30 protein-coding genes are annotated in these 18,186 nt (G+C 36.3%); 24 read left to right on the forward strand and 6 right to left on the reverse strand.

Going from position 1 to position 18,186, the window contains the following annotated elements:
- The 13 genes from LGAS_RS03060 to LGAS_RS03120 are packed head-to-tail and all read left to right on the forward strand — an operon-like array spanning window position 1 to window position 9,095.
- A complete protein-coding gene (locus LGAS_RS03060) occupies window positions 1-681 on the forward strand; it encodes a hypothetical protein (RefSeq protein WP_003654297.1) in 681 nt (226 codons plus the stop codon).
- Entirely contained in the window at window positions 678-1,724 is a 1,047-nt protein-coding gene (locus tag LGAS_RS03065; protein ID WP_011678845.1) for an XkdQ/YqbQ family protein, read from the forward strand. The genes LGAS_RS03060 and LGAS_RS03065 overlap by 4 nt, the downstream gene beginning before the upstream one ends.
- Window positions 1,703-2,065, forward strand: coding sequence for a DUF2577 domain-containing protein (locus tag LGAS_RS03070; protein ID WP_011678846.1), 363 nt, complete (start codon window positions 1,703-1,705; stop codon window positions 2,063-2,065). Before LGAS_RS03065 ends, LGAS_RS03070 begins: the two co-directional genes overlap by 22 nt.
- Entirely contained in the window at window positions 2,022-2,438 is a 417-nt protein-coding gene (locus LGAS_RS03075; protein ID WP_174221023.1) for a DUF2634 domain-containing protein, read from the forward strand. Before LGAS_RS03070 ends, LGAS_RS03075 begins: the two co-directional genes overlap by 44 nt.
- Complete coding sequence (locus LGAS_RS03080) at window positions 2,435-3,586, forward strand: baseplate J/gp47 family protein (RefSeq protein WP_011678848.1); 1,152 nt, start codon at window positions 2,435-2,437, stop codon at window positions 3,584-3,586. The genes LGAS_RS03075 and LGAS_RS03080 overlap by 4 nt, the downstream gene beginning before the upstream one ends.
- Window positions 3,576-4,136: a putative phage tail protein gene (locus LGAS_RS03085; protein ID WP_003654305.1), complete on the forward strand. Its 561-nt coding sequence runs from the start codon at window positions 3,576-3,578 to the stop codon at window positions 4,134-4,136. The genes LGAS_RS03080 and LGAS_RS03085 overlap by 11 nt, the downstream gene beginning before the upstream one ends.
- A 12-nt stretch (window positions 4,137-4,148) precedes the next feature.
- A complete protein-coding gene (locus LGAS_RS03090; RefSeq protein ID WP_011678849.1) occupies window positions 4,149-6,317 on the forward strand; it encodes a pyocin knob domain-containing protein in 2,169 nt (722 codons plus the stop codon).
- A gap of 39 nt (window positions 6,318-6,356) precedes the next feature.
- Window positions 6,357-6,866, forward strand: a complete 510-nt coding sequence (locus LGAS_RS03095) for a hypothetical protein (protein ID WP_003648056.1) — start codon at window positions 6,357-6,359, stop codon at window positions 6,864-6,866.
- Window positions 6,866-7,060: an XkdX family protein gene (locus LGAS_RS03100; protein ID WP_003648057.1), complete on the forward strand. Its 195-nt coding sequence runs from the start codon at window positions 6,866-6,868 to the stop codon at window positions 7,058-7,060. Before LGAS_RS03095 ends, LGAS_RS03100 begins: the two co-directional genes overlap by 1 nt.
- Complete coding sequence (locus LGAS_RS03105) at window positions 7,017-7,436, forward strand: hypothetical protein (RefSeq protein ID WP_232610101.1); 420 nt, start codon at window positions 7,017-7,019, stop codon at window positions 7,434-7,436. The genes LGAS_RS03100 and LGAS_RS03105 overlap by 44 nt, the downstream gene beginning before the upstream one ends.
- Window positions 7,437-7,446: 10 nt before the next feature.
- On the forward strand, window positions 7,447-7,725 hold the full coding sequence (locus LGAS_RS03110; protein WP_003654315.1) for a hypothetical protein: 279 nt from the start codon (window positions 7,447-7,449) through the stop codon (window positions 7,723-7,725).
- Window positions 7,722-8,153: a phage holin gene (locus LGAS_RS03115; protein WP_011678851.1), complete on the forward strand. Its 432-nt coding sequence runs from the start codon at window positions 7,722-7,724 to the stop codon at window positions 8,151-8,153. The genes LGAS_RS03110 and LGAS_RS03115 overlap by 4 nt, the downstream gene beginning before the upstream one ends.
- A 9-nt stretch (window positions 8,154-8,162) precedes the next feature.
- Complete coding sequence (locus LGAS_RS03120; protein WP_011678852.1) at window positions 8,163-9,095, forward strand: GH25 family lysozyme; 933 nt, start codon at window positions 8,163-8,165, stop codon at window positions 9,093-9,095.
- Between the two features lie 248 nt (window positions 9,096-9,343).
- On the opposite strand, the gene LGAS_RS09750 is transcribed toward LGAS_RS03120, so the two are convergent.
- The 6 genes from LGAS_RS09750 to LGAS_RS03140 form a co-directional block, all read right to left on the reverse strand.
- Window positions 9,344-9,460: a type I toxin-antitoxin system Fst family toxin gene (locus tag LGAS_RS09750; RefSeq protein ID WP_225792990.1), complete on the reverse strand. Its 117-nt coding sequence runs from the start codon at window positions 9,458-9,460 to the stop codon at window positions 9,344-9,346.
- 326 nt (window positions 9,461-9,786) lie between these two features.
- Window positions 9,787-10,905 carry a tyrosine-type recombinase/integrase gene (locus LGAS_RS03125; protein ID WP_011678801.1) on the reverse strand — a complete coding sequence of 373 codons (1,119 nt, stop codon included), beginning with the start codon at window positions 10,903-10,905 and terminating at the stop codon, window positions 9,787-9,789.
- A gap of 2 nt (window positions 10,906-10,907) precedes the next feature.
- Complete coding sequence (locus tag LGAS_RS09635) at window positions 10,908-11,045, reverse strand: hypothetical protein (RefSeq protein WP_170246882.1); 138 nt, start codon at window positions 11,043-11,045, stop codon at window positions 10,908-10,910.
- Between the two features lie 73 nt (window positions 11,046-11,118).
- On the reverse strand, window positions 11,119-11,742 hold the full coding sequence (locus tag LGAS_RS03130) for a DUF3862 domain-containing protein (RefSeq protein WP_011678802.1): 624 nt from the start codon (window positions 11,740-11,742) through the stop codon (window positions 11,119-11,121).
- Between the two features lie 64 nt (window positions 11,743-11,806).
- Window positions 11,807-12,289 carry an ImmA/IrrE family metallo-endopeptidase gene (locus tag LGAS_RS03135; RefSeq protein WP_011678803.1) on the reverse strand — a complete coding sequence of 161 codons (483 nt, stop codon included), beginning with the start codon at window positions 12,287-12,289 and terminating at the stop codon, window positions 11,807-11,809.
- The gene (locus LGAS_RS03140) at window positions 12,264-12,602 is read right to left on the reverse strand and encodes a helix-turn-helix domain-containing protein (RefSeq protein WP_025012263.1); all 339 of its coding nucleotides are present in this window, start codon (window positions 12,600-12,602) and stop codon (window positions 12,264-12,266) included. The genes LGAS_RS03135 and LGAS_RS03140 overlap by 26 nt, the downstream gene beginning before the upstream one ends.
- A 153-nt stretch (window positions 12,603-12,755) precedes the next feature.
- Here LGAS_RS03140 and LGAS_RS03145 point away from each other — a divergent pair, with 153 nt between their 5' ends.
- The 11 genes from LGAS_RS03145 to LGAS_RS03195 all read left to right on the forward strand — a co-directional run bounded on the left by LGAS_RS03145 (window position 12,756) and on the right by LGAS_RS03195 (window position 18,179).
- Complete coding sequence (locus LGAS_RS03145; RefSeq protein WP_011678805.1) at window positions 12,756-12,980, forward strand: helix-turn-helix transcriptional regulator; 225 nt, start codon at window positions 12,756-12,758, stop codon at window positions 12,978-12,980.
- Between the two features lie 32 nt (window positions 12,981-13,012).
- Window positions 13,013-13,348 carry a DUF771 domain-containing protein gene (locus LGAS_RS03150; RefSeq protein ID WP_011678806.1) on the forward strand — a complete coding sequence of 112 codons (336 nt, stop codon included), beginning with the start codon at window positions 13,013-13,015 and terminating at the stop codon, window positions 13,346-13,348.
- 4 nt (window positions 13,349-13,352) lie between these two features.
- Window positions 13,353-13,631, forward strand: coding sequence for a hypothetical protein (locus tag LGAS_RS03155; RefSeq protein WP_025012262.1), 279 nt, complete (start codon window positions 13,353-13,355; stop codon window positions 13,629-13,631).
- A gap of 117 nt (window positions 13,632-13,748) precedes the next feature.
- On the forward strand, window positions 13,749-13,895 hold the full coding sequence (locus tag LGAS_RS09640; RefSeq protein ID WP_011678808.1) for a hypothetical protein: 147 nt from the start codon (window positions 13,749-13,751) through the stop codon (window positions 13,893-13,895).
- 51 nt (window positions 13,896-13,946) lie between these two features.
- Window positions 13,947-14,279 (forward strand): hypothetical protein, encoded by a 333-nt coding sequence (locus tag LGAS_RS03165; RefSeq protein ID WP_011678809.1) that lies wholly within the window; start codon window positions 13,947-13,949, stop codon window positions 14,277-14,279.
- Window positions 14,279-15,139, forward strand: a complete 861-nt coding sequence (locus LGAS_RS03170) for a DUF1351 domain-containing protein (RefSeq protein WP_011678810.1) — start codon at window positions 14,279-14,281, stop codon at window positions 15,137-15,139. The genes LGAS_RS03165 and LGAS_RS03170 overlap by 1 nt, the downstream gene beginning before the upstream one ends.
- A gap of 5 nt (window positions 15,140-15,144) precedes the next feature.
- The gene (locus tag LGAS_RS03175; protein ID WP_011678811.1) at window positions 15,145-15,957 is read left to right on the forward strand and encodes an ERF family protein; all 813 of its coding nucleotides are present in this window, start codon (window positions 15,145-15,147) and stop codon (window positions 15,955-15,957) included.
- Window positions 15,958-15,966: 9 nt separating this feature from the next.
- Entirely contained in the window at window positions 15,967-16,890 is a 924-nt protein-coding gene (locus tag LGAS_RS03180; RefSeq protein WP_011678812.1) for a conserved phage C-terminal domain-containing protein, read from the forward strand.
- A gap of 5 nt (window positions 16,891-16,895) precedes the next feature.
- The gene (locus LGAS_RS03185) at window positions 16,896-17,201 is read left to right on the forward strand and encodes a helix-turn-helix domain-containing protein (protein WP_011678813.1); all 306 of its coding nucleotides are present in this window, start codon (window positions 16,896-16,898) and stop codon (window positions 17,199-17,201) included.
- Complete coding sequence (locus LGAS_RS03190; RefSeq protein WP_025012261.1) at window positions 17,194-17,979, forward strand: antA/AntB antirepressor family protein; 786 nt, start codon at window positions 17,194-17,196, stop codon at window positions 17,977-17,979. The genes LGAS_RS03185 and LGAS_RS03190 overlap by 8 nt, the downstream gene beginning before the upstream one ends.
- Before the next feature lie 14 nt (window positions 17,980-17,993).
- Window positions 17,994-18,179 carry a hypothetical protein gene (locus LGAS_RS03195; RefSeq protein ID WP_003648027.1) on the forward strand — a complete coding sequence of 62 codons (186 nt, stop codon included), beginning with the start codon at window positions 17,994-17,996 and terminating at the stop codon, window positions 18,177-18,179.
- Window positions 18,180-18,186: the final 7 nt, after the last annotated feature.

Below are 18,186 nucleotides of genomic sequence, written 5' to 3' on the forward strand. Positions count from 1 at the left end.
ATGCCGGTCAACGGCTTTGGTGTTTATATCACTGATTATTCAACTAATAGAACGGTTGAATTGCCTGTGAACCCGTCAGAATTAACTTTGAAATATGAAACTGATGATAAATCAGAAACTATTGTGAACTTGGGAGAGATTAATCGAGTAGGTAACATGAAATTGGTATCTCTTACGATTGATAGTGTCTTTCCAAAGAAACATAGTTCTTGGATTAGTTCAGATAAGCTGTTAAAACCTGATGAATACATTAATTGGCTTAAAAACATTCAAGCTAATAAACATCATGTTCAATTAGTTGTCAGCTCTACTCAAATTAGTGTAACTATGACGATTTCTAGTTTTGAATATGGCTTTAAGAGCGGCTTTGCAGATGAATATGCTTATACTTTGGGCTTAAAGCAGTATAGAGAAGTTAAGTACCATAAAGTTAACGTCCCAGCCCCTCCAAAACCTAAACCAAGACCAGCTCCTCCTAAGAAGTTAGGCATTGGTTCAATTGTAATTGTAAATGGCCGGCTGCGCTTAGACAGTTATGGAAGTGCGCCGGGTGTATATGAAAATAATGTAAGAAGACGAATTACTTATTTAGCGCCTGGGCATCCTTTTCCAATTCATGTTGCTTTAGTGAATGGAGGACCTAGAGGTTGGGTTAGACAGAGTGAAGTGAGATTAGCATGATTACCAAACTTCAAATTCTAAAACACGATAATGGTGGCGCTAGAATTGGTGTCGAAATCAAGGACATGGTTAAAAATCTTAAGTGGGTAACTGACTTAAATTACTCTGCTGGAGAGCTAACATTTGATATTGTGAATGGCAAAGATCCAATAATTCCAGCGATGGGGGCAATTGTAGACTTTGCTTGGGATAATAAAGATATTTTCTGGGGTTTCGTTTTCAGTGCTGAATGCACGTCAGACACTACAGTGAGCGTTAAAGCTTACGACTTTGAAAGATATCTAAAGAGTGAAGGTTCAGTCGTCTTTCAATCAGGGACGCTTGGAGATAGATACAGTAATGTTTGCCGCCGTTTCGGTGTACCATTTCATATCAAGGAACAGCCAACTTACAGAGTGCCTGCGGAAGTTTGTGATGGTAAGACAGGATTTGACATGATTAAGAGCGCAATAGATAAGACATACTCTGCTACTGGCGAAATGTACTGCATTGTTGCTAATCATATGTATATCGAACTTAGAAGAGCGCCTATTCCTACAAGAACCCTCTTAGTTATTGATACTCAAAACACGATGAGTGATTACACTTACTCTGAGAGTATTGATAATGCTGCTAACGTGGTTCAAGTTGTTCAAAAGAACACCGATAATTCACAGACAAAAACAGCCACTGCTACTTCCGAAACTGGAGATGATCCAGCTACTACAAGTTTTACGATTGCCTCTGCTAGGGGTAATACGATTAGAACTTGGGGACAGATTGTTAAAGTGGTCAATGCCAAGAACAAAGCAAACTGGGCACAGATGGTTCAACAAGCTAATGACGAGTTGAAAAAGCGCAACGTTTCAGAAAGGAAATTAACGCTTGATTGTATGGGCGATACTTCTCTAATTGCAGGTGCTGGTGCTAACGTCAAAATTAAAGATTTTGGCAAGACTTGGACTAATTGCCCTATTTTGAAAGCAACTCATAACTTCGGGACAGATTACACTTGCAGCTTAGAAATGAAAGTAGGTACAAAATGGCAGGAGAACAGCTTATAAAAATGTTGACGGAACGGGGCGGTAGTGACTCTGAGTATTCCGATGTTATCTATGGACGTGTTATCAGTATTTCTCCGTTAAAGGTACAAATTTCTAATTCAATGATTATTGACGATAATTTCATTGTATTGGGAAAGCACATTGGAAGCTTTTCAATGAGTGGTAGTTTGACGACTACAGAGGAAAAGAAAGGCAAGGACGGAGAAAAGCCTAAGACAGAAAAGACCACCAAGCCTGCTACTTTTACTTTTGATAACTCTTTAAAAGTTGGCGATAGGGTAACTATGATCCGTGCTGATGGTGGTCAACAATTCTACTTATTTGAGAGAGAGGGTGGTTAATTTGGATAATGAAGAAAATCAAAATCCGACACTAACCTTTCAGATTGCTAATGGCAGAATACGTAATAAGTTCGATGGCTTAGGTGCTATGGTTCAAGCTGTAGATAAGATCTTAAAAACAGAACGTTTTGTTTTTCCAATTTATACCGATCAATATGGCAATGATTTAAATGACTTGCTTGGTAAAGACTTAGGCTATTCCAAAGTTGAAGCTGAGCGAATGGTCAAAGAAGCATTACTAGCTGATGAGCGTGTAATCAAAGTCGATATTACTAGTATTAATGAAACAAGCCCCAATACTTTAACTCTTACTGGAGAATGTCAGACTAGTTACGGAAATATACCAATAGAAAGTGAGGTAAGCATTAAGTGAGTCCAAATGAACTAATTACTGAATTTCAGAATAAAGATTATGACTACTTTTTAAGAAAAATGCTTGATGCTGTGCCTGATAATATTGACAAGCGTGAGGGTTCAATAATCTATGACGCTTTAGCTCCTGCTGCGTTAGTTATGGGGCAGCAATCCTTAGATATGGCTAATGTAATCAAAGAAACTTATATCAAAACAGCCTCTGGAGAGTTCCTAGACTATCGAGCAATTGAACATGGGACAAGTCGATATCCTGCTACTCAAACAGAAGCTAAGGCTAAAGTTTTAAATGACAAGAAAGAACCGTTAGATAATGTTCAAATAGGCGATAAGTTTGCCAGCATTGGCGACTCACCCATTTTTTATGCTGTGACAAAAGTCAATGATGACTTGACTGTTGAATTAACAGCAGAAGTTAAAGGTTCAAGCGCTAATAGTTATATCGGGCAGATTTTACCTGTTACTCCCAACGACTTGCTTTCATGGGCTGAAATTACAGAAATTACAGCTCCTGCAAGGGATGTAGAAAGTGACGACCACTTAAGAGCAAGATTGCTGAGTTCTCAAAGTTGGATTGCTTACGGTGGTAATGTGGCTGATTACTTAGATATGACTAGCAAGATTGATGAAGTTGGAGCTGCGCAGATTTATCCAACATGGAACGGCGGGGGAACTGTCAAGGTAGTTATCTTGAATAACGACCTAATGCCTGCTAGTGCTAGTTTAGTACAGAAAGTTAAAAATATACTTGACCCAGAAGATAAACAAGCAGAGGGTTATGGATTAGCTCCAATTGACCATGCTGTAACTGTGACTGCTCCTGAAGAATTAATTGTAAATGTTGATATTTCAGTAAAACTTGATGATACAAAAGTAACACGGTATGTGAAAGACAGCATTACTAAAGCAGTTGAGGGCTACTTCCAATCATTGAGAAAGGACTGGGCAGATATCAATCAAAAACTTGGTAGGGGTTATGAAGAAACCATATATCGTTCTAAGATCCTGTCTCAAGTTATGCTGACGGAAGGTGTGGTCAATGCTAAACTTCCATCTTTGAACGGGCGGGACGCAGACATTGACTTAGTTTTTAATAATTCCAAGTCGCAATTGCCAGTAGTCGGGACGGTGACAATTAATGAGCAATAAATATGAACTTCTAAATTACATGCCTGATTATTATGAGGGCGTGTATGAAATGAAGGAACTTCTTAAGTCTGAAAGCGTAACGCTAAAAGACTTGGAAAGTAGCCATTTGCGGACGTTACTAAATGAATTTGTTTCAACAGCTGATGCTAAAGGTATTTCGCTTTTTGAAAGCCAGCTAGGCATAGTTCCAGATGAAAACGATACTTTGGAAATGCGTAGAAATAAGGTCTTGATGTATGTATTACCACCAAGACCGATAACAATTAGATTTTTCAGAGATATGCTGAACAACGTTAACCTGCCAGTGAAAATTGATGTTAATTACGGTGCAAGAGCTGTTGTAGTAACTGCTAAATCAGCTGAAATGACAAGTAATCAAATTAACTATTTGAAGTATCTGTTGAATGTTTATTTGCCAGCTAATCTCTTGTATCAAGTAAAGATTTTGCTAAACGCTGCAAAGGTTTTTGATGATTTGAACTTGGGCATTGGTAACGTGGTAAAAGCAGCGAGCATGGCAAAAGCGAGTCCCAACCAAGTATTTAACTAGTGAGGTGATGAGATGTCAGAATATAATAAGACAATTATAACTAATGAGGGTATTGATTTGGCCCGTAGAGCTAACAAGGGTACGGCAACTTTTTCTTTGACGAGAGGTGTTTCATCAACTGATAACTTATCGGAAAAAACAGTTGAAGAGCTTCAAAACTTAACCCAGTTACCAAGTATCCAGCAATCAGTGAAGTTGAGTGATGTAGGAGATACGTCTGATAATTCAGATACTGTTTTAGGTGTTAGAATGACCTTTGATAACCAGAATTTGAAGACTGGTTATAATGTGCATACTGTTGGTATTTATGCAAAAGAACCAGATAAAAATGAAATTCTTTACGGTATAGCTACAGCTAAGACACCTGAATATATCCCAGATTTTAGTGAGCAAACTTTATTTAAGTTTGATTTTTTGATGTATCTAGTAATTGGTAGAACTGATAAGGTAACTGTTGAAGTTAGTCCGGATGATGTTTATCGTAAAAAGGAAGTGTATAGCAAGTCCGAGGTTGATACAGCTGTAGCAAAACTTGATAAAAAAAACGCTGAAATCGTTAAGAGCTTAAGCGATTATAAATTGGAGAACTCTACTTATCACACAAACTTTGAGAAAAGCGTAACTGATAGGCTGGGTACTAAAGCTGATAAAACTACTGTAGAACAGCAACTTGGAACAAAGGCTGATAAATCAAATACTTACACCAAAGATGAAGTGAATAGTAAAGTAGCTCCTAAGGCAGACAAAGGCTATGTAGACAGCGAATTAAACAAGAAAGCCGATAAAGCTACTACTTACACCAAGACAGAAGTTGATAATAAAATCGCTGGTCAGGTTAAGTCGGTAAATGGGCACACTGCTAATGCCAGTGGTGCAGTAACCTTACCAACTTTAACAGCTAATGTGCTTACTGGCTATGATGTAAAGAATAAGGCTGCTACTTTTGATAACAACGCTCATTTTGACGCAAATGGGCTTTTTTCAAGATGGACTGTAGATCAAGGCGTTATCGGACAACTTGCTGATGCAATTAATGCAAAGTTACCCATTGAAGCAGGAGATCCTAATGGAGACTTGTTAGATTATGCTGGTAATAAAATTGTTTACTGGAATGGTAATGGTGACGGGGTTAAGAACTTGCCACCAATGAACAATAAGAAATGGTTCTTTGCAGTCAAACTATTCTATCTGGGTTGGGGTTCAGTTACTGTTGTAGATCAAGACGGTAGTTATTGGTTGAATACTAAGAATGACGATATTTGGACTGGTTGGCGTTCAGTAATCACAAATGAACATCTTAAAAAGTTAAAATTTGTAAAGCAATCATTAGATCAAAACGGTAATATTTTCCAAGATACTAAGTTTGTAACTCAAGAGGCAGACGGAACATATAAGATTAACATTTTTGATAGCGACTGGACTGCTAATAAGGTTTCATGGCTGTTAAATAATACCAAGTCTTACAGCATTCAAAATAATACTGATTTGAATAACGTTAAGAATACGGGGTTCTATAATGCGGCAGGTCCTTCCGGATTAAAAAATTCTCCTGTGTCAGCTTGGTTTAGTATGTCCGTAAATGCCAATCAATGGAACGGCCAACAAACTCTGTATGATACAAATAGTGGTCAATTATATGTGAGAACGTGGAATTCAACTAGATTTACAGATTGGCAAAGAATAGCTAATGCTGGCGACTTAACTAATCAGAGTATTACATCAATTACTGATTATGATGTAGCTTCCGAAGGCTGGCATAACACCCAAGTTGGAAAATTTGATCCATCAGGACACTTTGCTAATTTATTAGTTGATGCTGGAGCTTTGAAGCCGATAGCAGAGGCAATCAATAACCTGAATACCAATTTAACAACTATGCGAACTGAGTTAATGAACTTGAAGAAGAGAACTGATTACAATACTCCTCAAGGAGAGTTCAATAATACCACTGTAAATCTTAATAACTTAAGAAGCACAGGAATGTATCGTCTTTCAAATTGTCATGTTCAAAGTGGACCATATCCAACCGATAATGCGCACTGGGTTTACGTTAAAGTGACAGTATTTGATGCTAATACTGTGTATCAAACGCTTTACGAAGGCGACAATATGTATGGACGAAAGTCTTCTAGCCCGACAAATTGGGATCAATGGCATCAATATTTGAATAAAACTGTTTAATCCTTAGTTAAACTAAGGATTTTTTTATGGAGGAAAATTATGGAAGCAGAAAACTTTTTAGATTTATTAAAACAAGTCGTTGCTGATGGGAAAATCAGCTTTTATTACTTCTCTGATCCAACTAGTCCAATTACAGCTCTTCATCACTTGGAAATTCCTTATCCAGGAGAGCTTAGTCCTGTAGACTTGCCTTACCGCTGGCATGCAGAAAAGCCTAGTGAGGATTTAATTGATGCAGTTTGGGACGATGACTCTCATAGTTGGATTGAAAACAGTGATAAATCTCAGCCAGCTTTAATTGCTAAGTTGCAAGCAAGTAATGCAGCTATGCAAAAGAAAATGGAAAACTACGAAGCAGCTAAGATTAAAGATGCTCAAAATAATGATAAAATCGTTCAAGCTTTAAGTGGCGTACAAAAGGGACAAGCACAAACTACAGCAGTTCTTGCTCAACTTGTGCCAATGGTTCAACAACTTTCCAAGTCAGTAAACACACCAGACAAACCAAATGCAGCTGATGAAACTAAGAAAAAAGAAGGTGCTGAATAATGTTTGATTTTGATTTCAGTTCTATCTATTCAAACCTTGAAAGTTTATGTAAATCATCTCTAGACAATGGGTATTTCACAGACAACACAATTGCGGGATTTGTTCAGCAAGGAACATTTGATGCAGATGGATATAAGAGAATTACGGGTGATGATTATGTTGCAGGAGATCAAAATACTGTGGCAAACGGCTAAACTTAATTTACTTCATTTGATTTTGGGAAGTTTGCTTACAGCTTTTGGAATTGTTCTTTTAGTGAACGATTCCTTTTTTTATTGGCCACCAGAATGGCAATGGCTCTTCAATAATGACTTAGTCGATGCCTTTGCAATCATAGTTGGTATTGGCTTAATTGCATTTGTTTTTGCTGGTGGAAGAAGTCAACTTGCTAATGCCGTGTTACTAGCTTGTTCAGCATTCTTTTTGATGATGTTAACAGTATTGCAACTGGGGCATGTTTTGGTCATGCACGACTATAGCAGATTGCTTTCAATTATTGCACTAATCGGGTGGCTACTAGTAATTCAGTATTTAGCAGTATTTTCTAAGACTGTAAGACGACGAAAGTAGGTAATAAGAAGTGCAAGACTGGGCTAATTTAATCCGTGAAATAGCACTTCTTTTTTCTGGTTTTGTTGCAGGGCTTACTGCTTGGAACGCTTTACGCAAAACAAGCCATGAAGTTTCAAAAGATGATAAAGAAGAACTGAGGGCTGACCGTGACTTATATAGAAATCGGTGGCTTGAAAGTGAGAAAGCTTTTGATGAAATTGATGCAGAAAATGACAAGTTGCGCAAGAAGGTTAAACGGTTAGAAAACAAGATAGATGATTTTAAAGAAAACGAGGACAGAAAATGAGCTTTGAACAAATTGGCGATATGTTAGTTGTTGCTGTATCAGTAGTTATAGCAATCATCTTTTATGTTTATTCAAAAAATAAGATTGCTATTGATAAAAAAGCTATGCAAGGCGATGCACTAGCTAAAGCTGAAAAAATGATTGCTAATTCAGCAAATGCAATCGTATATCAAACTGAAAAAGAGGGCGGTTCAGGTAAGGATAAGCTGTTAGCAGCTTTTAATTACTTAATCGCTATTTTAGATTTGGCGCACTTACCGCATCCCTCAACAGCTTATATCAAAGGCGAGATTGAGAAGTCGGTTACTACGATGAAGCAAACGAAAAACTTTGTTGATAGTATGCAAACACTGACTAAGGAAGACGATGCAGCCAAACAATTGAAAAGTAAGACCATTGTTGGCGAATTGAAAGAAGTAAAGAAGTAGGAGGTAACTATGGTTGAAGTAGCTAAAAGAAGTTACGGTGTAGATGTATCAAGTCATAACAACGGCAATTATTCCGGATCGAAATTTGCCGTTGTTAAAGTGTCAGAGGGCTTAGATTATCGTAATCCTAAAGCACAATCTCAAGTATCTACTGCAAGAGCTAATAGTATGTTGCCAATGGCTTATCACTATGCGAGGTTTAGTGGCAATAGTAACGTAGCAATTCAAGAAGGTAACTATGCAGTTACTTCTGCAAAAGCTGTTGGTCTTGAGGCAGGTACTTACTTAGCTTGTGACTATGAACAAGGAAGTGGAAACGAAACTAGAGGAGATCGTGAAACTAATACGACTGCTATCTTATCTTTCTTAGATACTATTGTGGGTGCTGGTTATAAGCCTTTACTATACTCAGGCGCTTATCTTATGAGAGACAAAATTAATACTTCTAGAATTTTAGCCAAGTATCCTAATTGTTTGTGGGTAGCAGCATATCCATCAGGTAATGGTACTGCGGTAAGTGAACCAAACTTTGGCTACTTTCCATCAATGAACGGAGTAGCAATTTGGCAATTTACCGATAACTGGCGTGGGTTAAATGTTGACGGAAACATCAGCTTGATTGATCTAAAAAATGATAGCAAACCAGTAGCTCAGCCATCTGTTGCACAATCAGCATCAGAAAAAACATGGACTGATGTACAAGGTATGACTTGGCATGAAGAACATGGTACTTTCATCACTGGTGGAGCGATTAATCTTCGCTGGGGCGCTAATACGCAAAGCACACTGATTACCACCTTACCAGCAGGTTCAGAAGTTAAATACAATGCTTGGGCTAGAGATAGTGCTGGGCGTGTATGGTTACAGCAACCGAGAGAAAATGGTAAGAATGGCTATTTAGTTGGTCGTGTCGGCAGTGAGCCGTGGGGAACTTTCAAATAATTTAATATAATTCAAAAGCCGCTCTGGAGATGTTTCTCTGGAGCGGCTTTTTGCATACAACAAATTTTCTATTATTTTAACTATGTTTTCTTGTTACAATTTTACTTACAATATGTTATACTTAACTTGCAACAAGTTAGGAATTCTAAAATTCAATGAACTCAAAAAGCATTACCTGATCGCTACAAAAGGTAATGCTTTTTTTATCGCTTGACGCAACCTATCAAACGTTGAGGGTGGAAATGCGACTATTTATGTTTTTTGTTGTTACGCCGATCATCCAGCCAGTGATCGAATAGTGATTTCACCATTCCCACAAGAATTGGAGCTACAACTAAAGTTAGAAAATCCTTCAACGAACTCACCTCCTTTCAAGGGGAGGCAATAGTCGCTGAAATAATTATAACAAAATTAGATGTATAGTATATGTAGAAAATGAAACTATAAGTAATTATCAACTGACCCCCGCTGTGACCCCCAAACTTAAAATAGAATAAATTCAAATAAAAGAAAAAGTACCATATCTCAGGCACTTAAAAGCATAGAAAATCATATAAAATCAAACGATTTGGTCTCCTAAACTGTAGAGGTGAGTTCGAATCTCACCGGGGTCATATTGATGTAGAGCTATTTGTGGGACTTTATAAATAAACAAAAATTAAATTTGACCCCCAAATGACCCCTAAGCAAGTTAATCTTCAATTTTTTTGGATAATACATCGTTGATTTTTTTATTAACTAATTCTCTGTGCTTTTCAAATTCATAGGCGTATGTTTCTTCTGTAGTTTTAGTTGTAGCATGTCCTAGGCGTTGTGCAATGTCATAAGTAGAAATATCAGCTTGAAGCAAAAGAGCAACTTGAGAATGTCGTAAAGAATGAGGGTGGAAATCATCGGCTGAAATACCTAAATTTTTTAGTGCAGTTCTAAGACATTCTGTTAAGCCCTTAGATCCGGGTAGGCATCTATGCGTCTTTGACCAGAAAACTTTGGTTTTATGATTATTTTTTAATTCTTGAATACAATCCATCATTTTAGACGGGACACTCACAATTCGTTGAGATGACCCGTTTTTTGTTGGTCCATAATCTTTTTGAGTATATACCCAACTTTTTTCTACAGTAATGAGATTGCTTTTTAAGTTAATATTATCCCATGTTAATCCTGCAACTTCGCTTTCTCTTAAGCCCGTTAGGAGCATTAACATTAGCATATATGAGGAAGAATACTGAGGTTTCCTATGGTCGTAAAGATATTTATATAGTCTAGGAATATCTTTGTCTTGTAAATAAGTAACCTTATAGGCTTTATCTTGGTTATAAGCTAGTGAAATATCGTCAGTAAAGTTTCTTGTTATTATGCCGTCATTAATCGCAGAACGGATACAAGCTTTGATAATATTATGAAGTTTACGCATGGTCGTCTTAGCATGGTCTTTTCCAAAATCATTTATAAACTGCTGATAGGTGGTTCTTTTTATTGATTTGATTTTGGTAGCTCCAAAGTAGTTTCTAATCCGTTTACCTTGCAATATATATTCAGTTAATGTATTAGGTGCTACAGAATTACTTTGACCGTTTGGAGTACCTTTGTATGTCTTTACCCAATTATCGTAATAATCGGCGAAAATCGGGTTTTCTGTCACGTTAACACCATCGCTTACTTGGACTGCTAATTTATTATCTTTTTTTTCAGCTTCACGTTTATTTTTAAATCCTCGGCGGGTAATATAGTGACGTTTGCCATTTACATCGTACCAAGAACGCTTGATATACCATGTTTTTGATTTATTATCCTTATAAACAGACATTTTTAATCCTTTTTTTCATTAGAAATTTTAAAAAGCTTCAACAATGTTTGATAATCTTCATCACAAATATCTTTCTTTTCTCCATAAGGATCGCATGCGAAAATTCCTAATCTTCTAAGTTTCTCTCGATTGGTTAACATTTTTGTCACCTCCTTTCAGAACACTAGTTCTATCTGATCGTAAAAATAAAACCAGCGTTAACTGGTTTTAAAACTATTTCAAATCGGTTTGAGTCTTAGAGGTTAATGCACCATTCTCAAATGTAAGAGAAGCAAATGCACCGTCAGCTTTTCCTTTAATACCGGTGTACCATAATCCCGTAACCGTCTTAGTACCAAGAAGAAGAGACTCGTTCAAGCTGTCAGGTTCCCCATATTTTTTAACGATATCATCATATGTGGCGCCGTCTTGAATACTATTAAAAGCCGCAAGATCTAATTTTTCATCACGTTTTCCCCACTTAAAGCCAGTGATGTCCTTAGTAACAGCCTTATCTGGCTCAAATTGAACGGTAACAGTAACAGCGCCTTTATTCCAGATATAAGATTTTGTCTTATAACTATCTACGGTAGTGGTATCAGTTGTATTAGCTTTTCCCAGTAACTTTTCTACATCTTGAATAGTGGAACCGCCTTCACCATGATTGCTTAATTCACCAACTTTAATTTGATCGAACTTTTCTCTCAACTCTTTATTTTGAGAGATAGTTTCATTCTTTTTCTTTTTTTGGGAAGTTTTAGCAGAATCGCTTTTACTACCGCTATTAGATGAACAAGCTGACATAGACAAGCCAAGTAGGGCAAGTCCGGTAGCAGCAACTAAATATTTCTTTTTCATAAAATCCTCCTATGAGCTAACCTTAACATCAGCTTTTTAAGTCATCAGTCTTGGACTATAAAGGTTAAAATAGTAAGTCATTATTGCTTTCAAATTTTTGGGCAACCACTTTTTTCAATCTCTCAGGAATTCCAAACTGTAGCATAAATTCTCCAGGGTCTTCACAGGTATATCCTTGGGAAGAAGCATAATTCCAGATGAGATCTAATCCATATAGATCAGCTTGATCTTCCTTAAAAGCATCATCATTGCGATTAAAAGCACGATGTTCTTGCCATTTATAAGTATGGTCATAGTACATAACACCTTTATCGCCATTTATATAATGCCCTAATTCGTGAGCAGCCATGAATGGAATTTCTGGTGGATTCCACCAGTTTGTATTAATAATGATAGTTTTTTGTTTAGGAAGATACCTAGAACGGAAATGTCTGTCTTCTAAGCGGGATAGTATGTAAGAAAGATGATGATCTTCAATTAAATTACAAATATAGATTAGCAAATCATTATTGTACATGGCATTACTCGTAGTGAACGTCTCCATCATTCTTATGTCTTTCAAGAATTGCTTTGATAACGTCCATATCTTCTTCTGAAACAGGGCGTCCACCGTAACTAAGAACGACAGGATCTTTTTCTAGGTCAACGGATTTAGGCTCACTAGTTTTATCTGAACCTAATAAATAATCAGCTGACACATCAAAGTATTCAGCTAGTTTAGCTAAAGCACCGCTTGAAGGCTCAGCTTTCCCATTTTCCCATTTAGTAATAGTTTGTTGAGATACATGTAATAATTTGCTTAGTTCTGTTTGTGAGAGTCTATGAGATGTCCTCAACTCACGTATTCTATCGCCAATCATGCTCTTCAACCTCCGTTTATCAACTATTGTACTTAAATTATAATACTTTATACATATTTTTAACTTAAAAAGTAAAAAAAGTAGTAAAAAGTGTTTACATTATAAACTATGATGTATATAATATATATGTAAGTTGATAAAGGAGTTGATAAAATGAAGCGGGAACTTAAAAGCTTACGAGTTGGAGCTGGGCTTACGCAAACTGAATTAGCAAAGCGATTAGGCGTTACTAATGTTACAGTTTCAAGGTGGGAGAGAGGAGAAGCAATTCCAAAGCCCAAGTATATTAAAGCCATGGCAAAATTATTTAATATCAAGGGGCAGGATATTTTTTTAAATTTAATTACTACTAAAGCTTATAAAGTTGCTACAAAATAGAAACAAATAGTGATAATAAAGTAGGTGATTAAATGCCTGAGCTAATTAATAAAGATGCTCTCATAGTTATCTTTAAGCCGATTATCAAAGCTTTATTTGATAAGGAAAAGGAAGAAGCAGAGGGCGCAACAATTAACATTGATGAGTTCCGAAAAAAGTATTGCGGAGGTAAAGGTCAAGAGTGGGTAAGGTTGTATGTTTTCGATAAGTTTAAAAAGGAAATTGATTTCGAAAATGGTGGTTTTGTAGTTAACCCACACAACGGCAAGAAAACAATCATTTTTAGAAAAGACGCTAAAAAGTGGATTGAAGAAAACTATCACCGCATTGATTGGAATGCAAGTATTAAGAAAGATTTTGGGAGGTAGAAAAATGATAAAGGTTACAACGGGCGATGTAATTAGACAATTGGTATCAAGAGGCGTATTCGAGTGGAAGAAAGATGCTGAATATCAGATTGGCATCAAAGATGAACAGATTGTTGTTAACAAAGATGGATCGGCTGAAATTGCCTATCTAGGTAACACCTTAGAAAGTGTTATTCAGTTAGCCGATATGTTTAAAAAGGTAGGTACTAAGGAACAGCAAGAGCAAATTAACGCAGCACTTACAGATTTAGTAACGATTGGAGATCGCTGGAATGAAGCGTAAGAAGACAGATTGGCTGGTTGCAATTGTGTGTTCAGAAGTAATTGCAGCAGGGGTTATATGTATCACTATGTTGGGCTATTACTTCTGGAGAATATTCCTTTAAAGGAGGTGGGATAGATGACATTAGAAGCAAGATTAATCAGCAATAGCAACGCATTTTTTGCTAGACAAGATAAGTCACCACTAGATGTTGATGAGTACCAGAAACAATTCGAAATTGCTTTAATGCAACAAAAAAAGCCGTTACCGACTGCAAATCAGTAACGACTAATCAAAGGTTTTATAAATTAAATTACTAAGGAGTATTTTACCACAATGGTCGAAATTATGACACCCGTACAAGCTGCCACTTATAGAGAGCAGCGATTGAAAAAAGAACAAAGAAATTTAGCAAAACAAGGTATTAGTTCAGCAATGGAAGGCAAAAGCCTTGTAACCATTGGTGATGCAAATCAGGATTATTTAAGTTTTAAACATTTCGTTACAGCTCAAATTTTTAGATTGGGTATCGATACTTATATGGGTCTTACAGGTTGGGACGACAAAAGAGAATTAATTGAAGAGCTTGCCAGTGTAGAAGATCCCAATGATGATCTTTGGAAAGAGGATGTACTAGATTATTTTGACGGATTTGAGGGGAACTACTGATGAAAGAAATTTCAACAAAATTAGATGAAACTAGTCCTGATTATAAAGTTAAATTTACTCCAGCCTCAATTGAGTTTGACGATTATGGAAAGCTTAAAGAAGAGACAGATGAAATATATAAGAGATATAACGGCTATGTTGTTGTTCCTGAAAATCTAAAAGGGGATAGAGCAATTGCTGCTGATTTAAATAAAAAAGCTAAGGCTTTAAAGGCTGCTAAAAGTACTGTTAGAAAGCAAGCATTAAAACCCTTAGATGAGTTCAATGAGCAGATGGACGCCTTAATTGATGAGATTACAGATGTTTCTGGTCAAATTCATCAAGGATTGAAGGACTATAGAGAGCAAGGTATTAAGTTAAGACACGAAGCTAATATTAAGCACATCGACAAAATGGCTGAAAAGTTTGGTCTTACTCATGAAGATATAGCCTATGACGCTAAATGGGATAACAAGTCTAATAACTGGAAGAAGATTGAAGAAAACATCAATCAACTTTTAGAAAAGGCAGCACAAGAACGTGATTTCAAAAATGAAAAAATCACTTTAATTACAGAAGCTGCTGAAAAAGAGCAAATTTTACCAGATAGTTATATCAATTTGATTGATGATCTAACTATTTCTGAAATATTAGCTCGAATTAAGAATGATGGAAAACGTCAAAGAGAACTAAGTTTAAAAAAAGATGAGCCTATCAAGCAACAAGTTAAAGGCAATTCAGTAATTGATACGACTACTGGAGAAGTAGTTGGCGAAACAAAAGTTGCTTATCTAAAAATTACTGGATCAGATGAACAGATGAAAAAGTTAGTCGAATTTATAAAAAGTCAAGGATTAAAAGTAGAACCAATTGAGAGGTAATAAAGATGGAGTTTGTCGGAGAAGTAAAAGATCGTGCAAGTTGGGCATTACACTTCGCACAAGTTAAAGCTAATATCAAACAACCACAAAGAAGTCATAAGGTTCAAGTATCAGGAAAAACTAAAACTGGTAAGCCTTATACGTATGAATACAAGTATGCAGACTTAGCAGACGTTGATAAATCAGTTATGGAAGCCACTAAAAAAGTTGTTGATGATAAAGGCAATGTACAGTTTACTTACTTTTTTGATGTTAACAACACGGATCAAGGTGTAGATGTACAAACCATTCTAGTAGATGTATCTGGCTTTTATGCTGTCACAAATAAAGTTTGGTTTAAAAACTTTAATGTGGGAGACGCACAGAAAACAGCTAGCTTAATCAGTTATGCTAAGCGTTATTCCTTAAGTGCAGCTTTTGGAATTGCTAGTGAAGATGACGATGATGCGCAGGACGTAAAAAATATTGAAGAGCCTAAAGTCTTATCTAAACAAGAGTTAGATAATTACACGGTTTACTATAACGGAATTAAAGCTAATCTAGCTGAATTATATCAAGAAGCTGTAGATGGAATTGCTGATGCTCAAGATTGGATTAGAGGATCACATACTCCGCAGGACGCCCAAGCCATTTATCAGTTAAATCAAAGTTACAAACGGCGTGAAAAAGATAAGCAAGAGGCTTTAAAGAAAGCCGAAGAGGAAGCTAAAAAAGAAGAAAAATTAAGAGAAGCACAGCGAAGTGAAGAGAAGCCAAAACAAGAAGATGTATCCAATTTATTCGGAACATTACCTGCTGACGGGGAATACATCAAATAGGAGGTCAAAATGGGTAGAAGAATGTACAGCGATAAGATTGTTGAAACTGATAAATTCTTAGATATGCCCGTATCTAGTCAAAATCTATATTGGCACTTATGTATGCACGCAGATGATGATGGATTTTTAGGAAATCCTAAAACTATAGTTAGATCAATTGGTGCACAACAAGACGATTTAAAAATTCTAGTTGAAAAGGGATACGTAATTGTATTTGAAGATGGAGTAATTGCTATAACAGACTGGTTCGTTCATAACTACATTCCTAAAGATCGCTATCATGAAACAGTTTATAAAGAAGATAAAAAACAACTTGAGCTGTCCGAAACCAAGCAATACCGCCTTGTTACAAGAAAGCCGATTGTTCAGGATACAAAAAGTAAACAAGTTGTAGACAACATGGATACATCTTGTATACAAGATGATAACAAAGTGTATACCGAAGATAAGTTAAGTAAAGATAAGTTAAGTAAAGATAATAATATATATAAATTGTCGAGTTCAGAGAACATCGACACCGATCCAGAACAAAAATCTCAAAAAATACCTTACGAAAAAATTATCGATTACTTAAACAGAAAGACTAATTCACATTATCGTCCAACTTCTAAAGCTACTAGGCGACTAATTAAAGCTAGATACAACGAGGGCTTTACTGATATTGACTTTAAGTCTGTTATAGACAAGAAGTGTGCTGAATGGCTACAAGATGGCAACATGGTTCAGTACTTAAGACCAGAAACTCTTTTTGGAACTAAGTTTGAAGCATATCTAAATCAGCCAGATACAGGACCTATTCCACGAAACAATTTTAGAAATAAGCCAGTTCGAAGGGCTACAAACTGGGATAAGGTTCAGCAACAACAATCGCAAACAACACTACAAATGACGCGAGAAGAACGTAACGCAATTTTCAGAGAGTACGGGAGGTAACCACCATGCAAAATAGGCTAAAGAAATTGAGATTGGAAAAGAGATTAACTCTTGCCGATATACAAGCTAAAACCAACATTGATTTTAGAATTTTAGAAAATTTCGAAAAAGGATTGGAAAATGGAATACATAACTCTTTAGCAATTTGGCAAAAGTTGGCTAACTTTTTAGAAGTTCCAATTGAGTACCTAATGGGATTAAACGACGATAGCAAGACATTAACTGTTAACGACTTGAACCCAGCCAAAGAAGATGCTTACGAGCGTATTACGGATATGCTATGCGAAGATGAGGACGATGAAGATGAATAACGAATTAATCAAAGTAACGGTCAAGAATGACCAGCAACTAGTTAGTGCTAGAGATTTATATAAGGGATTAGGTATCAAGCGAAGATTTTCCGCTTGGTGGGAACAGAACAGCAATGACTTTAAAGAAAATAGTGATTTCCAACGTGTACTTATAAGTACACCTAGAGAAAACCGCGGTAGCATTGAGCTTCAGGACTATGCACTCACAATTGATATGGCTAAGCAGCTGTGTCTTTTGAGCCGTACCTCAAAGGGCAAGGAATATCGAGAATACTTAATCGAAGTTGAAAAGAAGTGGAATAATCCGGACATGATTATGCAACGCGCCTTAACTATCGCTAACAATCGGGTGAAGTTGCTGGAAACTGAAAAGAGAGAACTAAAAGAAACAAATGCTAGACAAGCAGCTAAGATTGCTAAAGATGCTGACGATGTGGTTTTTGCCAAGGCTATTAGATATAGCCATCATGCAATCCCTGTTGGCGAATTAGCTGAAATTTTAACTCAAAACGGTTTTGTGATTGGAAGAAATCAACTATTCCAATTACTTAGAGAAGAAAAATATCTTTCAAGTTTTAATCATAGCTGGAACGTGCCAATGACACAGATGGTTAAAAGAGGTCTGTTTAGAATTACACATAATTTGACCAGAGATGGCAGAGGATATTCTCAAACATGGGTAACACCTAAAGGTCAGAAATACATTATTAACAAAGCGCTAAGAGGAAAATTTGATGATATTTATCAAAAAGTTATGGTATCAACCTTGAACGTTTAGAAAGGACTAGCACGATGAACGAAATTGAAAATATTAAAGCCGGTTTGACTTATCTTTTAGATATTAACGATTTGAAGAACAATGTAACGGTAACCAAAGATGGCAAGTCGCATTCTATGAATGTGAAAGATTTGAAAGAAGCAAATTATGATGTTCTTTTACAAATTGCTGAATTATTAGGTATGGATGTTAATAACTAGGAGAACA

Source organism: Lactobacillus gasseri ATCC 33323 = JCM 1131 (assembly GCF_000014425.1).
Lineage (GTDB): Bacteria > Bacillota > Bacilli > Lactobacillales > Lactobacillaceae > Lactobacillus > Lactobacillus gasseri.

Bases quoted from the DNA above. Each gene is read 5' to 3' on its own strand.
- LGAS_RS03060 (WP_003654297.1), top strand. From the start codon at position 1: ATGCCGGTCAACGGCTTTGGTGTTTATATCACTGATTATTCAACTAAT.
- LGAS_RS03065 (WP_011678845.1), top strand. From the start codon at position 678: ATGATTACCAAACTTCAAATTCTAAAACACGATAATGGTGGCGCTAGA.
- LGAS_RS03070 (WP_011678846.1), top strand. From the start codon at position 1,703: ATGGCAGGAGAACAGCTTATAAAAATGTTGACGGAACGGGGCGGTAGT.
- LGAS_RS03075 (WP_174221023.1), top strand. From the start codon at position 2,022: ATGGTGGTCAACAATTCTACTTATTTGAGAGAGAGGGTGGTTAATTTG.
- LGAS_RS03085 (WP_003654305.1), top strand. From the start codon at position 3,576: ATGAGCAATAAATATGAACTTCTAAATTACATGCCTGATTATTATGAG.
- LGAS_RS03090 (WP_011678849.1), top strand. From the start codon at position 4,149: ATGTCAGAATATAATAAGACAATTATAACTAATGAGGGTATTGATTTG.
- LGAS_RS03095 (WP_003648056.1), top strand. From the start codon at position 6,357: ATGGAAGCAGAAAACTTTTTAGATTTATTAAAACAAGTCGTTGCTGAT.
- LGAS_RS03100 (WP_003648057.1), top strand. From the start codon at position 6,866: ATGTTTGATTTTGATTTCAGTTCTATCTATTCAAACCTTGAAAGTTTA.
- LGAS_RS03105 (WP_232610101.1), top strand. From the start codon at position 7,017: ATGATTATGTTGCAGGAGATCAAAATACTGTGGCAAACGGCTAAACTT.
- LGAS_RS03115 (WP_011678851.1), top strand. From the start codon at position 7,722: ATGAGCTTTGAACAAATTGGCGATATGTTAGTTGTTGCTGTATCAGTA.
- LGAS_RS03120 (WP_011678852.1), top strand. From the start codon at position 8,163: ATGGTTGAAGTAGCTAAAAGAAGTTACGGTGTAGATGTATCAAGTCAT.
- LGAS_RS03125 (WP_011678801.1), bottom strand. From the start codon at position 10,905: ATGTCTGTTTATAAGGATAATAAATCAAAAACATGGTATATCAAGCGT.
- LGAS_RS09635 (WP_170246882.1), bottom strand. From the start codon at position 11,045: ATGTTAACCAATCGAGAGAAACTTAGAAGATTAGGAATTTTCGCATGC.
- LGAS_RS03130 (WP_011678802.1), bottom strand. From the start codon at position 11,742: ATGAAAAAGAAATATTTAGTTGCTGCTACCGGACTTGCCCTACTTGGC.
- LGAS_RS03135 (WP_011678803.1), bottom strand. From the start codon at position 12,289: ATGATGGAGACGTTCACTACGAGTAATGCCATGTACAATAATGATTTG.
- LGAS_RS03140 (WP_025012263.1), bottom strand. From the start codon at position 12,602: ATGATTGGCGATAGAATACGTGAGTTGAGGACATCTCATAGACTCTCA.
- LGAS_RS03145 (WP_011678805.1), top strand. From the start codon at position 12,756: ATGAAGCGGGAACTTAAAAGCTTACGAGTTGGAGCTGGGCTTACGCAA.
- LGAS_RS03150 (WP_011678806.1), top strand. From the start codon at position 13,013: ATGCCTGAGCTAATTAATAAAGATGCTCTCATAGTTATCTTTAAGCCG.
- LGAS_RS03155 (WP_025012262.1), top strand. From the start codon at position 13,353: ATGATAAAGGTTACAACGGGCGATGTAATTAGACAATTGGTATCAAGA.
- LGAS_RS09640 (WP_011678808.1), top strand. From the start codon at position 13,749: ATGACATTAGAAGCAAGATTAATCAGCAATAGCAACGCATTTTTTGCT.
- LGAS_RS03165 (WP_011678809.1), top strand. From the start codon at position 13,947: ATGGTCGAAATTATGACACCCGTACAAGCTGCCACTTATAGAGAGCAG.
- LGAS_RS03170 (WP_011678810.1), top strand. From the start codon at position 14,279: ATGAAAGAAATTTCAACAAAATTAGATGAAACTAGTCCTGATTATAAA.
- LGAS_RS03175 (WP_011678811.1), top strand. From the start codon at position 15,145: ATGGAGTTTGTCGGAGAAGTAAAAGATCGTGCAAGTTGGGCATTACAC.
- LGAS_RS03180 (WP_011678812.1), top strand. From the start codon at position 15,967: ATGGGTAGAAGAATGTACAGCGATAAGATTGTTGAAACTGATAAATTC.
- LGAS_RS03185 (WP_011678813.1), top strand. From the start codon at position 16,896: ATGCAAAATAGGCTAAAGAAATTGAGATTGGAAAAGAGATTAACTCTT.
- LGAS_RS03190 (WP_025012261.1), top strand. From the start codon at position 17,194: ATGAATAACGAATTAATCAAAGTAACGGTCAAGAATGACCAGCAACTA.
- LGAS_RS03195 (WP_003648027.1), top strand. From the start codon at position 17,994: ATGAACGAAATTGAAAATATTAAAGCCGGTTTGACTTATCTTTTAGAT.